Source organism: Streptomyces virginiae, from assembly GCF_040638905.1.
Taxonomy (GTDB): Bacteria; Actinomycetota; Actinomycetes; order Streptomycetales; family Streptomycetaceae; genus Streptomyces; species Streptomyces virginiae_B.
Map to the genome: position 1 here is coordinate 13,307 of NZ_JBEZYV010000049.1, position 12,858 is coordinate 26,164.

A 12,858-nucleotide genomic window follows, 5' to 3' on the forward strand; every position below is an offset into this window, starting at 1 on the left:
GGTCGTGGTCATGGAGGTGCCCCCTCGGGCGTCATGTCGGAAGGTTCCGGCCGCATCGTGCGGCGGCCGTGCCATGAACGCTATGAGCCCCGGGTAGTGTCTGCAATGTCATCCGACTTGCAGAAACAGACATGCCGCACGAGAGCATTCCGGCCTCCCCGGCCGACCGAACGGAGACCCCGTGAACAGCGCCGCACGGTTCGTGGTCGTCGTCCTCTTCGACGGTGTGGACCTCCTGGACGTCACCGGCCCGCCGGAGGTCTTCGCCCTGCTGCGCCGCGAAGTGGGCAGCGCCGACGGCTACGACGTCGTCCTCGCGGCCGAGACCGCGGACCCCGTCACCACCTCAGCCGGCGTCCGGATCCTGCCCGACACGACCTTCACGGACCTGGAGCTGTCCGGCAGGAGCATCGACACCCTGCTGGTCCCGGGCTCGGTCGAGATCGACAACACCGGCCGGGCACGCGCCGTCGCGGACCCCGCCGTCGTCGACCGGGTGAAGGCGCTCGCCGGCCGGACCCGGCGGCTCGCGTCCGTCTGCGTCGGAGCCCACATCCTCGCCGAGGCAGGACTCCTCGACGGCAGGCGCGCCACCACCCACTGGTCGACCGCGCAGCAGCTCGCCGCCGACCACCCCGCGGTCGAGGTCGACGCCGACCCGATCTTCATCCGCGACCGCGACGTGTGGACCGGCGCGGGCATCAGCGCCTGCCTCGACCTGTCCCTCGCCCTCGTCGCCGACGACTTCGGGGAGGCCGTCGCCCTGCGCGTCGCCCGGCAGCTCGTGATGTACCTGAAACGGCCGAGCGGACAGAGCCAGTTCAGCGTCCCCCTGGCACCCCTGTCCACCACACGGCGCACGGAGGACCTCCGCCACTACGTCACGCGCAACATCGCCGGACGGCTCTCCGTCGCCGACCTCGCCGAATACGCCCACGTCAGCGAACGGCAGCTCACCCGCATCTTCAAGACGGAACTGGGCACGACCCCGGCCGCCTACATCGAATCGGCCCGCGTCGAGGTGGCGCGCAACCAGCTCGAATCCACCGACGCCACCCTCGACCGCATCGCGTCCACCTGCGGCTTCAACACCACGGACACCCTCATCCGGGCCTTCCGCCGCACCCTCGACACGACCCCCACCGAGTACCGCAACCGCTTCCGCTCCCCGGTCCGCTGAAGAGCGCACGCCCAACCGGCCTACCCCGTGCATCCGTCCCGCCCGCGATCGCGGAAGAGATCAGGGAACCACCCCGGTCGACGGCGGAACGGAGCACCTCCATGACCGACACCCAAGGGCACCCGGCCCGGCCTCCCGGCCCGCGGCCCCCCGGATCGCTGTGCCTGGTCACCGGCGCCACCGGCTACATCGGCGGCCGGCTCGTCCCCGAGCTGATCACCGCCGGACACCGCGTCCGGTGCCTCGCGCGCACCCCCGAGAAGCTGCGCGACCACCCCTGGGCGGGGCAGGCGGAGATCGTCCGCGGCGACGTCACCGACGCCGCGTCGCTCGCCGCCGCCCTGCGGGGCGTCGACGTCGCCTACTACCTCGTGCACGCCCTGGGCAGCGGGCGCGACTTCGAGGAGACCGACCGCCGGGCCGCGCGCACCTTCGCCGACCAGACCCGTGCCGCCGGCGTACGCCGCATCGTCTACCTCGGCGGACTCGTCCCGCGCGGGGTCCCCGACCGCGACCTCTCGCCCCACCTGCGCTCCCGCGCCGAGGTCGGCCGCATCCTCCTCGACTCCGGGGTCCCCACGACCGTGCTCCGCGCGGCCGTCATCATCGGCTCCGGCTCGGCGTCGTTCGAGATGCTCCGGTACCTCACCGAGCGGCTGCCCGTGATGGTCACCCCCAGCTGGGTGCGCACCCGCATCCAGCCCATCGCCGTCCGCGACGTGCTGCGCTACCTGGTCGGCAGCGCCACCATGCCCGGCCACGTCAGCCGGGCCTTCGACATCGGCGGCCCCGAAGTCCTCACCTACCTCGACATGATGCGCCGCTACGCCGACGTCGACGGACTGCCCCGGCGGCTGATCCTGCCCGTGCCCGTCCTCACACCGCGCCTGTCCAGCCACTGGGTCGGCCTGGTCACCCCCGTGCCCCGGTCCATCGCCCGCCCGCTCGCGGAGTCCCTCAAGTACGAGGTCGTCTGCGACGAGCACGACATCGCCGACTGGGTGCCCGATCCGCCCGGCACTCCGATCTCCTTCGACAGGGCGCTCTCGCTCGCCCTCCAGAAGGTCCGCGACGCCCAGGTCGACACCCGCTGGTCCTCGGCCTCCGTGCCCGGCACGCCCAGCGATCCGCTGCCCACCGACCCCGACTGGGCCGGCGGCAGCCTCTACACCGACGTCCGCGAGCGCATCGTCGACGCTCCGCCCCAGGCGCTGTGGCGGGTCGTGGAGGGCATCGGCGGTGAGAACGGCTGGTACTCCTTCCCGCTCGCCTGGGCCGTCCGCGGCTGGCTCGACCGCCTCATCGGAGGAGTCGGACTGCGCCGGGGCCGGCGCGACGCCACCCTCCTGCGGATCGGCGACTCCCTGGACTTCTGGCGGGTCGAGGAGATCGAACGCGGGCGCCTGCTCAGACTGCGCGCCGAGATGCGGCTCCCCGGCCTCGCCTGGCTGGAGATGTACGCCGAGCACGACGACGAGGGCCGCACGCGGTACCGGCAGCGGGCGCTCTTCCACCCCCGCGGCCTGGCCGGCCACGCCTACTGGTGGAGCGTCTCGCCCTTCCACGCCCTCGTCTTCGGCGGCATGGCCCGCAACATCGCGCGCACGGCGGAAGCGACGGCCGGAAGGCCCCACCCCGCCGGAGGCCCCACCCCGGGAGCGGAATCATGAACGTGTCGGTCGTCCTGTTCACCTCGGACCTGCGGGTCCACGACCATCCGCCGCTGCGTGCCGCGCTCGGCCCGCGCAACGAGACCGTCCCGCTCTTCGTCCGCGACCCGGCGGTGGACAGGGCCGGTTTCGCCCCGCCGAACCGCCTCGCCTTCCTCGCGGACTGCCTCGCCGACCTCGACCAGGGGCTGCGCCGGCGGGGCGGCCGGCTCGTCGTCCGCTCGGGCGACCCCGTCGCCGAAGTGTGCGCCGTCGTGCGGGAGGCCGACGCCGACGAGGTGCACATGGCCGCCGGGTGCAGTGCCTTCGCCCTGCGGCGGGAGCAGCGGCTGCGCCGGGCCCTGGAGGCCGACGGCCGCCGCCTGTACGTCCATGACGCGGTCGTCACGGCGCTGCCGGCCGGCGCCGTGACACCGACCGGATCCGATCACTTCGCCGTGTTCACCCCGTACTTCAGACGCTGGTCGGCAGAGCGGCTGCGCCCGCCGCTCGCGGCCCCGCGCGCGGTCCTGGTGCCGCCCGGCATCCGCTCCGAGGCCCTGCCCCTCCGGCCGGCCGCCGGAGCCGTCTCGGCGGGCCTGGTCACCGGAGGCGAGGAAGAGGGCCGCAAGCGGCTCGCGTACTGGCTCGACCGGTACGCCGACGCCTACGAGGAGGGACACGACGACCTCGCCGCGGACACCACCTCCCGCCTCTCCCCGTACTTCCACTTCGGCGCGCTGTCGGCGGCCGAGGCCGTGCACCGCGCCCGCGACCGGGGTGGAGCGGGCGCCGAGGCCTTCGTACGGCAGCTCTGCTGGCGCGACTTCCACCACCAGCTGCTCGCCGCCCGCCCCGCCCTCGCGGACGCCGACTACCGCACCCGGGCCGACCGATGGCGGAGCGGCCTGCAGGCGGAGGCCGACCTGCGGGCCTGGCAGGACGGCCGTACCGGCTATCCCGTCGTGGACGCGGCCATGCGCCAACTCGCCCACGAGGGCTGGATGCCCGGCCGGGGCAGGCTGCTCACCGCCTCGTTCCTGACCAAGACGCTCTACATCGACTGGCGCGCCGGAGCCCGCCACTTCCTGGACCTGCTGGTCGACGGGGACGTCGCCAACAACCAGCTCAACTGGCAGTGGATGGCCGGCACCGGCACCGACAGCCGCCCCAACCGGGTCCTCAACCCGGTGATCCAGGGCAAGCGCTACGACCCGGAGGGCGCGTACGTACGCCGGTGGGTGCCCGAACTCGCCGGGCTGCAGGGGCCCCGGATCCACGAGCCGTGGAAGCTGGACGGTCCCGAACGGGCCCGGTACGACCGCTATCCCGATCCGCTGATCACACTCCCGGACGGGCTGGCCCGCTTCCGCAGGGCCCGTGGTCAGGACTGACCCGGGGCGGCGGGCCGCCCCGCCCCCGCCCCCGCCGCCGTGTCGCACAGCCCGCGCAGCAGGGCCAGGGCGTCCCGCAGCCCGCCGGGCCGCAGCGTGCCCGGGGCGAGGGGCTGACCGGCCCAGCCCGGGCCCGCCGGCAGTACGGCGGGCCGGGCGCGGGCGCCCCGGACGCCCCACACGGTGTCGGCCACGTGCCGGGCCAGCGGCGCATTCGCGGTCGACCGGGCCTGGGACCACAGCACGACCGCGGCGGGACCGGTCCGGCGGACCGCCTGGTCGAGCGCCTCGGGCGGCACGGCCGGCCCGAACATGAGCGTGGGCAGGCCCAGTTCGGCCAGCCCCGCGGCCAGCGCCTCCAGCGCGAGGGTGTGCTGCTCGCCCGGCACGCAGGCGAGCAGCACCGGGGGCACACCCGTCCTCGACCCGGAGGGCGGGGGCCCGCAGGCGCGGCGCAGCGCGCTCGACACGTGCCAGGACAGCAGGTGCTCGACCTCGACGTACCGGTCGCCCGAGGTCTCCCATTTGCGGCCCACGGCGTGCAGGGTCGGCGCCATCACCTCCTCCCAGGCGGTGACCAGGCCGTACTGGGCGATCACGGAGGCCAGCATGTCGTCCACGGCCCAGGCGTCGAGACGTACCGCCGCCCGCCCCAGCCCGCGGCACTCCTGCCGTACGGCGCCCAGCGGCAGGCCGTTGCCCGAACCGGGCGGGCGGGCCGGCCGGGGGAGCGGTTCCCGGTCGGCGGGCGGGGCGGGCGCCGGACCCGCCAGAGCGGCCCGCGCGGCCTCCGCGGGCGGGATCCCCGACGAGGTCAGCCGGCACATCTCCCGCAGGACGGCGACGTCCTCGGGCGTCCACCGCCGGTGCCGGCCGTCCTCGCGGGCGGCCGGTCCGATGCCGTAGCGCCGGTCCCAGGAACGCAGGGTCGTCGGGGCGACCCCCAGCCGGCGGGCCACCGCCCCCGTGGTCAAGCCGTGTGCGGACTCCGTCATGGGTCCATGATGCGACGCACAACCGATGCGAGTGGTGCCGAAGCGTGCACGGGCCCGAATCTGGAGGGGTCCGACCCGCCCCCCACGGGGCGACCCGTCCGCCGACCGGCCCGCTGCCGGCTCCGTCCCGGCCCGAGGAGCAGCCGCATGACCGCCCGGAGCGCCACCGTCCAGCCGTCCCCCGCGACCTGGGAGGGCCTCCTCGACCACGAGGTCGCCGAGGGCTTCGTACGCGGAGACGAGCAGTGCCTGACCGCCGCGTACCGTCGATGGGGAGGCCTCGTCCAGGCCCTGGCGGCCCGTACCCTCGGGGATCCCAGGGAGGCCGAGGACATCAGCCAGCAGGTCTTCCTGGCCGCCTGGCGGGGCCGGGCCGGCTACCGGCCGGAGCGCGGCGCCTTCCCCGGCTGGCTCGTCGGCATCACCCGCCGGAAGACCGCCGACGCGCTCGCGGAGCGCACCCGGCGGCTGGCCCTGGTCACCGCGGCCGCCTCCGCCCTGCCCCCGCCGGACGAGCCCGCGGTCGGTCCCGAGGCCGTCCTGGACCGGCTGCTGATCACCGGTGAGCTGGCGAAACTGCCCGGTCCGCAACGGGAGGTGCTGGCCATGGCCTTCTACGGGGACCTCACCCAGAGCCAGATCGCCGAGCGCACCGGGATGCCGCTCGGCACGGTGAAGAGCCACACCCGGCGGGGCCTGCACCGGATGCGCCACCGCTTCACCGCCGCGTCCCCGGCCGCGGAGCCGGCCGTGGCGGGGTACGCGTAGGACACCCCCGAGCCAGGGGGTGCGAAAATACCGGAGAGGGCGGCGGAGGGAGCGGCGGTGGCGGAGACGGACGACCGGGTGCCCGGCCCGGCGCCGGTACGGGTGGACGGGCGGACCGAGCGCGGACGCCGTACCCGGGACAAGATCGTGGACGCGCTGCTCGACCTGTTGGACGAGGGCGTCGTGGAGTTCCCGGCCGAGCGGGTCGCCGAACGCGCGGGTGTCTCGCGCCGGCTTGTCTTCCACCACTTCGCCGACATGTCCGAGCTGGTGGACCTCGCGATCACCCGCCGGCTGGAGCAACTGGCCGAGCAGATCAGGCCGTTGCCCGTGACCGGCCCCCGCCGGGTCCGGGTGCGGGCCCTGGTCGAGCAGCGGGCGCGGATCCTGGAGTGGATCACCCCGGCGCGGCTGACGCTGATGCGGATCGACCACCCGTCGCCGCGCATCCGGCAGGTCACGGACGAGGCGTTCGCGGACGCGCGGCGGAAGGTCGCGGAGGTCTTCGCGGAGGAGCTCGGCCGCCTGGACGACAACCGGGCGGCCGAACTCCTCGACGGTCTGGACGCCGTCACCACGTGGGGGGCCTGGCACCACTGGCGCTCCGGCGGGAAGAGCCCGCAGCAGGCCCGCGCGGCGATGGAGGCCACCGTGCTGAACCTGCTCGCGGCGGGCGACCACCCGCGCGGATGAGCGGCGGGGCCGCACCCGACGGGCCCTCAGACCGGGCGGACGCCCTCGGCCCGGGGGCGCCCAGCACGCTGCTGCGGATGAGGAGTCGGCCGTTGCCGGCGTCGGAGATCCGGGTGTCGCCGTCCGGTCCGTCGCCCAGCGAGTCGTACGGGGCGGTGAAGCGGGCCGACGCCGAGTCCGCCGTGAAGCCGGCGTTCTCGCGGGTGACGCTGTCGAGGGTGATGCCGGCCTCGAACCGGCTGCCGCGGTCGGTCGTCGCGTCGGCCCGCACCCGTACCGGGCCGCCCCTCGGCCGGGCCGCGGGCGACCGAGTCGGTCGCAGGGAACCTCACCGGGTGGGAAGGGGGTCGGAGGTGGGACGGGCGCCGCAGGTACGGTCCTGCTGCGGCAGTTTCCCGGAGGCGAGGTAGGCGTTGACCGCGTCGTCGACACAGGTGTTGCCGTATTCGCCGTAGAGGCCGTGGCGGTTGGCGCCCTCAAGGGTGATCAGCTTCGAACTCGAAAGCTGCTCGTGCAGCTCGACGCTGCTCCGGTAGGTGGTGCGCGGGTCCCCGGTGGCCGCGACGATCAGCGCGGGGACGTCACGCCGCACCTGGGTGAGCGCTTCCCGCGGCCGGTCCCAGAAGGCGCAGGGGCCGATGTTGTTCGTCAGCGGCCCGAACAGCGGGTGCGCGGCCCGGCTGCGCTCGATGTCGCGCCAGTAGACCTCGGGATCGCGCGGGGCGGCGACGTCCCCGCAGATGATCGCGGCCTGGACGCCGCCCGAGATCGCCTGCTCGCCGCCCAGCGTGTACCGGAGCAGCCGGGCGAAGTCCGGCGACAGCGGTGCGGGCTGTCCGTGCGCCGCCCGGGCCAGGGCGGACACCTGCTCCGCGAGGGCGGCCCGCGCCGGGTCGGTGTCGTCCGCGATCCCCATGAACAGGATCAACGGGATGTGCGAGTCGTCGAGCCGGAAGACGTCCGGGCCGGCGCCGACGGTCAGAGGTCCCCGCGCCGACGCCCTGACGACGGCGTCGACGGTGGCGAGGACCTCGGCGCGGGTGCGGCCCAGCCCGTAGGCGTCGTGCCGCCCGGCGGCCCAGGCGGCCCAGTCCGAGAGCGCCCGTTCGTTCTCGGGTTCGGCGCCTTGCAGCAGCCGGGCCTTGTAGTCGCCGGGGGTGACGGCCCCGTCGAGGACGACCCGGTCATGGCGCCCGGGGAACATCTGCGTGTAGACCGTGCCCAGGTAGGTGCCGTAGGAGTAGCCCAGGTAGGAGATCTTCCGCTCGCCGAGCGCGCCGCGGATGACGTCCATGTCGCGGGCGGTGTTGCGGGTGCTGATGTGCGGCAGCACCGAGGCGCCGGCGGCACGGCACTTGGCGGCCAGGTCCTTCTGGAGGGCGACCTGGCGCTCGAAGCCGGCCCGGGCGGAGCCGGCCGAGAACCACGCCGTGCCGACGGGCCAGCCGCAGTCCAGCGGGGTGCTGCGGCCGACGAACCGCGGGTCGAAACCGATGATGTCGTAGCGCGCGCCGACCTCCTTCATCGCCTCACGGATGTGCGGAGGGGACTCGACGGCGGTGCCGCCGGGGCCGCCGTTGTTGAGGAGGAGGGCGCCGATGCGGTGGCGGGTGTCGGTGGCCCTGAGCCGCGAGACGGCGATGCTGATCGTGCGGCCGCGGGGGTTCGCGTAGTCCAGTGGGACGGTCACATCGGCGCAGCTCACGCCGGCCCCGTCCAGGGCGTGACCCGCCGTGTCGTCCGGGCCCTTGGCGCAGCTGCCCCAGGCGAGGCGCTGCCGGTGGAAACGGTCGAGGCCGTCCCCGCCGCCCTGCGCCGGGGCGGCCGTCGCGTACGCCGCCGGGACGGCGGCGGCCAGTACGGCCACGGCCAGGGCGGGAGCCACGGCGTACCGCCGGGCGCGCCATGGCCGCCCCGGTCCCAAGCTGCCGTTCTTCACCGTGTTCTGTCCATGTGTCATACGTGGAGACGCTAGGGGCGGGGGCGGTGTCCACTCACTACGGCTGACCCCCCAACGGGAGTGCGGCCACCCCCACCGTCCGCCCGTTCAGCGCGGGAACTCCACCGACACGTGGGGGGCCAGTGCCCGCAGGAAGTCGGGCGCGTCGAACATCGCACCGGCCGACGCGACCCCCGTGGTCCGCGTGCGCCCGGACAGTACGCGTTCGAGGGCCTCCACCACCAGGGGCGCGGTGACCGCGTAGATGTCCCGGCCGCGGGCCGTGGCCCGGCGCTCGACGCCACCCGAACCCACCACCACGTCCACGACGAACGTCTGGTCCGACCGCCCCAGGTCGTCGGCCGGTTCCGGCGCCGGGGTGTCCTCGGCGGCCAGGTCCCTCGCGGCCTCGACGGTCATGTAGGTACGGACCTCCGGCACGGCCACGTGGGTGGGCACGGTCACGGCGTCGGCCATGGTGAACTCCGCGATCACCGACCGGCGGCCCAGCGGTTCCGGAAAGACCCAGTCCTCTTCCCTCGCCGCATCGTCGTGGTACTGGAGCGCGCCGTCCGCGAACCGCACACGGCGGCCCGCGCGGCGCTCGTGGGACACCCGGCCCGCCGCCCGGGTGCCGGACGTCGGGTGCCAGCTGTTCAATCCATAGGCGACGTGCACCACTTCCGCGGAGGTCCAGTCGCCCATCGCCGCCGTCACCAGCAGGTCGCCCAGACCGCCGAAGAACGCCATCGCCGGCACCACGGCCGTGCCCGCCGCGGCGGCCGCCCGCTCGTGGTCGGCGAACGTCGCGACGTTCGCCTCCAGTTCCGCCGCGACGTCCAGGTACGGGATACCCGCCCGCAGAGCCGCCTCGACGACCGGGCCCGCGGTCACCGCGAAGGGCCCGGCGCAGTTGACGACGGCCGCCGCACCGGCGAGGGCCCGGTCCAGCGACCCGGCGTCGTCGACGGTGGCGGGGCGCACCTCCACGTCCCCCCACCGCGCGGCCAGCGCCTCCAGCCGGGACGCGTCCCGGCCCGAGGCGATGACGGCGATTGCGCGCCGTCGCAGTTCGGCGACGACGAACCGGCCGGTGTGTCCGGTCGCCCCGTAGACCACCACTGCCGCTGTACCCATGGCTTCCCCCTGCTCTCGACGTGCCGACGGGCCAAGTCTCGCCGTGGCGGGAGCCCGGCCGTGATGGTCCGCAACGACACCGCCCGTACACTTTCGGACATGCCGACCGTCGTGCTCCCCACCGCCGGAGACCTCCTGCACTTCGAACTGGGGGTGGCCTACGAGATCTTCGGCAACCCGCCGCGCGAGGCGACCGACGGCTGGTACGACGTGCAGCTCTGCGGGCCCGGCCCGGTGCGGGTCGGCCCGTTCACGGTCGAACCCGACCACGGGCTCGACCGGGTGGCCGCCGCCGACACCGTGATCGTGCCCGCCTGCGCCGACGTGGACGTCCCCCCGCCGCCCGAGCTCGTCGAGGCCGTCCGTGCCGCCCACGAGGCCGGAGCCCGCGTCGCCTCCCTGTGCACCGGGGCGTTCGTACTCGGCGCCGCCGGCCTGCTCGACGGCCGGCGGGCCACCACCCACTGGGCGCACACCGCGGAGCTCGCGGCACGCCACCCGCTGGCCGTCGTCGACCCGGACGTGCTCTACACGGACAACGGCAGCGTCCTCACCGCCGCGGGCAAGGCCGCCGCCGTGGACCTCTGCCTGCACCTGGTCCACCTCGACCACGGCGCCGCCGTCGCCAACGCCGTCGCCCGCCGCCTCGTCATGTCACCGCACCGCCCCGGCGGACAGGCCCAGTTCGTGGGCACCCCCGTCCAGGCCCGGGGCGACCACCGGCTCGCCGACGTGCTCGCCTGGGCCCAGCAGCGGCTCGACCGGCCGCTGACCGTCACCGACATGGCGCGCGAGGCGCACACGAGCCCCCGCAACCTCGGACGGCAGTTCCGGTCGGTGGTCGGGCAGACCCCGATGCAGTGGCTCCTCACCCAGCGCGTACGCCGCGCGCAGGAGCTGCTGGAGGCCACCGACGAGAGCATCGAGACCGTCGCCCTCGCCACCGGCATGGGCACCGCGACCACGCTGCGACGCCAGTTCAAACGCATCGTCGGAGTCCCGCCCGCCGCCTACCGGCACTCCTTCCGCGGCGCCGGGCCCGCCCGAACCGGCCCGGCCGTCCGCCGCGGGCGGTGAAATCGGCCTCGGCCCGGTACCGACCGTCCGGGACGTGCCTTTCTGGCGTGCACCGGTTGGGGCAAAATGCCTGGTGTCACTGGCAATTGCGGGCTTCGCGGCACATCCGTCCCCTACGGCACGCCCCCTGGGACCCCGCGCCGCCCACGGATTGGGGAGGAGTGGTTCTGGCGTTGCAGTCCTTACAGATACGCCGCATACGAGCACTGCGCGCAACGGCCTCCGTGAGGTCGGGGACAGACCGGGCCCAGTCCTTCCTGATCGTGGCCACCCTGCTCTACCGGGGCAGCCACCTCACGGTCGCCGTCATGGCCGTCGCCCACCGCCCGTGGAGCCCGCCCCTGCAACACCTGGGCCTGGCCGCCGCCCTGGGCCTCAGCGCGCTGACCTACGGCACGGCCCTGCGACGCGGCCGGTTCGACCGGCGGCACATCTGGGCCGACGTCATCGTGACCGGATGCGTCCTGCCCCTGGCCCTGTGCGCCTGGGGAGGCGTGCGCGAACCCCCCACCATCGCCTGGGCGATGCTGCTCGGCGGATCGGCGAGCGCCACCGCGGCCATCGCCCTCGACCGCCTCCATGCCCTCGCCGTGGTGGCGCTCCTCGTACTGACCCACTTCATCGGCTACCAGGCCGTGGGCGCGACCCCCGCCGTCGTCGTCGGCCACCTCAACTCGCTGGTGTCGTCCGCCGTGATGACCTATGCCTTCCGCTGGTACCTGCTCCGCCAGGGCCGCCTCCTCGACGAGGCCAACGCCCGCGCGCTGGCCGCGGAAGCGCACAAGGCCCGCTACGCCGAACGCCTCGAACACCACCGGGCCCTGCACGACACCGTCCTCGCCACCCTGACCACCCTGGCGGCCGGCACCGTGGACGCCAACGCCCCCGAAGTACGGCAGCGGTGCGCCCGCGAGGCCGCCTACCTGCGCCGCCTGATCCAGCAGACCGCAGACGAGGTCCCGCACCGGGAGCTGGGCGCCGCACTGGAGGAGGCCGTCGGCTCCGTGGAGAGCCTCGGACTGCGGGTCACCGCCCAGTACCACGCCCTGCCGCAGGTACCGCCCGACGTGGCCGCCGCACTGGGACACGCAGTACGGGAAGCCCTCAACAACGTACGGCGCCACGCCGGCACCGGCCACGCCTACCTCACCGCCACCGCGGACCCGGACGGCGGCGGCGGAGCCGTCGTCACCGTGGTCGACCGCGGCCCGGGATTCGACCCCGCGCGGTGCGAGCCCGGCCTCGGCCTGCGCGGCTCGGTCCACGGCCGGATGACCGAGGCGGGAGGCCGGGCCGCCGTGGACACCGCCCCCGGCGAGGGCGTACGGGTGGAGCTGAGATGGCCCGGGTGATCACGGTCGCGGTGGTCGACGACGACCGGATGCTCCGCGACGGACTGCGGGCCTGGCTCGGCGGCGTACCCGACCTGCGGCTCGTCGCGACCGTCGCCACCGTCGGGGAACTCCTCGCGGACCCGGGCCGGTGCGGCGACCCGCAGCGCACCCCGGCCGACGTCGTCCTCCTCGACCTCGTCCTGCGGGACGGCTCGGACCCCGCCGACAACATCCGCAGGCTGCTGCGCACCGGGAGCCGCGTCCTCATGATCAGCACGGTGCCGGACCGCTCCCGGATCATCGAGGCGATCCGGGCGGGCGCCGACGGGTACCTGACCAAGGACCACGACCTGCCGACCCTGGTCGCCGCCGTCAAGGACGTGGCGGAGGGCCGGGGCGCCCACTCCATGGAACTCGCCTTCGCCTGCGCCTACGACGACAGTCCCGCCCGCCCCCGGCTCTCGCCCCGGGAACGCCAGATCCTGCTCGACTACGCGTCCGGCATGACCCTCAAGTCCGCGGCCCGGCGCGCCGGCATCACCGTCCACACGGCCAAGGACTACCTCGACCGCGTCAAGGCCAAGTACCAGCAGGCGGGACGCCCCACCTACACCAAGCTCGACCTCGCCCTGCGGGTACGGGAGGACAGCCTCGACGGGGGCTGACGCCCGGCGCAAGCCCCCCAAACGGAC

At 74.7% G+C, this 12,858-nt stretch carries 11 protein-coding genes; 8 read left to right on the plus strand and 3 right to left on the minus strand.

The genetic code is table 11. The features are described 5' to 3' along the window. The first annotated feature begins 181 nt into the window (after positions 1-181). From AB0F82_RS35595 to AB0F82_RS35605, 3 genes are all read left to right on the plus strand, one after another. Positions 182-1,180, plus strand: coding sequence for a GlxA family transcriptional regulator (locus AB0F82_RS35595; RefSeq protein ID WP_362635232.1), 999 nt, complete (start codon positions 182-184; stop codon positions 1,178-1,180). Between the two features lie 101 nt (positions 1,181-1,281). Beyond that, on the plus strand, positions 1,282-2,850 hold the full coding sequence (locus AB0F82_RS35600) for an SDR family oxidoreductase (RefSeq protein ID WP_362635235.1): 1,569 nt from the start codon (positions 1,282-1,284) through the stop codon (positions 2,848-2,850). Next, positions 2,847-4,223, plus strand: coding sequence for a cryptochrome/photolyase family protein (locus tag AB0F82_RS35605; RefSeq protein ID WP_362635238.1), 1,377 nt, complete (start codon positions 2,847-2,849; stop codon positions 4,221-4,223). Before AB0F82_RS35600 ends, AB0F82_RS35605 begins: the two co-directional genes overlap by 4 nt. Here the strand turns inward: AB0F82_RS35605 and AB0F82_RS35610 are convergent. After that, entirely contained in the window at positions 4,214-5,218 is a 1,005-nt protein-coding gene (locus AB0F82_RS35610) for a MerR family transcriptional regulator (RefSeq protein WP_362635241.1), read from the minus strand. The two genes, AB0F82_RS35605 and AB0F82_RS35610, sit on opposite strands and share 10 nt — an antisense overlap. Before the next feature lie 147 nt (positions 5,219-5,365). Between AB0F82_RS35610 and AB0F82_RS35615 the strand changes: the two genes are divergently transcribed. Both AB0F82_RS35615 and AB0F82_RS35620 read left to right on the plus strand, forming a co-directional pair. Beyond that, positions 5,366-5,986, plus strand: a complete 621-nt coding sequence (locus tag AB0F82_RS35615; protein ID WP_362635243.1) for a sigma-70 family RNA polymerase sigma factor — start codon at positions 5,366-5,368, stop codon at positions 5,984-5,986. Between the two features lie 57 nt (positions 5,987-6,043). Further along, complete coding sequence (locus AB0F82_RS35620; protein WP_356814258.1) at positions 6,044-6,679, plus strand: TetR/AcrR family transcriptional regulator; 636 nt, start codon at positions 6,044-6,046, stop codon at positions 6,677-6,679. A gap of 328 nt (positions 6,680-7,007) precedes the next feature. Here AB0F82_RS35620 and AB0F82_RS35625 read toward each other — a convergent pair whose 3' ends face one another. Further along, entirely contained in the window at positions 7,008-8,639 is a 1,632-nt protein-coding gene (locus AB0F82_RS35625) for an alpha/beta hydrolase (RefSeq protein ID WP_362635245.1), read from the minus strand. A gap of 87 nt (positions 8,640-8,726) precedes the next feature. Further along, positions 8,727-9,755 (minus strand): saccharopine dehydrogenase NADP-binding domain-containing protein, encoded by a 1,029-nt coding sequence (locus tag AB0F82_RS35630; RefSeq protein WP_362635248.1) that lies wholly within the window; start codon positions 9,753-9,755, stop codon positions 8,727-8,729. Between the two features lie 99 nt (positions 9,756-9,854). On the opposite strand from AB0F82_RS35630, the gene AB0F82_RS35635 reads away from it, so the two are divergent. The 3 genes from AB0F82_RS35635 to AB0F82_RS35645 all read left to right on the plus strand — a co-directional run bounded on the left by AB0F82_RS35635 (position 9,855) and on the right by AB0F82_RS35645 (position 12,831). Then, positions 9,855-10,832 carry a helix-turn-helix domain-containing protein gene (locus AB0F82_RS35635; RefSeq protein ID WP_362635251.1) on the plus strand — a complete coding sequence of 326 codons (978 nt, stop codon included), beginning with the start codon at positions 9,855-9,857 and terminating at the stop codon, positions 10,830-10,832. Between the two features lie 224 nt (positions 10,833-11,056). Beyond that, positions 11,057-12,184 carry a sensor histidine kinase gene (locus AB0F82_RS35640; RefSeq protein WP_362635253.1) on the plus strand — a complete coding sequence of 376 codons (1,128 nt, stop codon included), beginning with the start codon at positions 11,057-11,059 and terminating at the stop codon, positions 12,182-12,184. Continuing rightward, positions 12,172-12,831 (plus strand): response regulator transcription factor, encoded by a 660-nt coding sequence (locus AB0F82_RS35645; protein WP_362635256.1) that lies wholly within the window; start codon positions 12,172-12,174, stop codon positions 12,829-12,831. The genes AB0F82_RS35640 and AB0F82_RS35645 overlap by 13 nt, the downstream gene beginning before the upstream one ends. Positions 12,832-12,858: the final 27 nt, after the last annotated feature.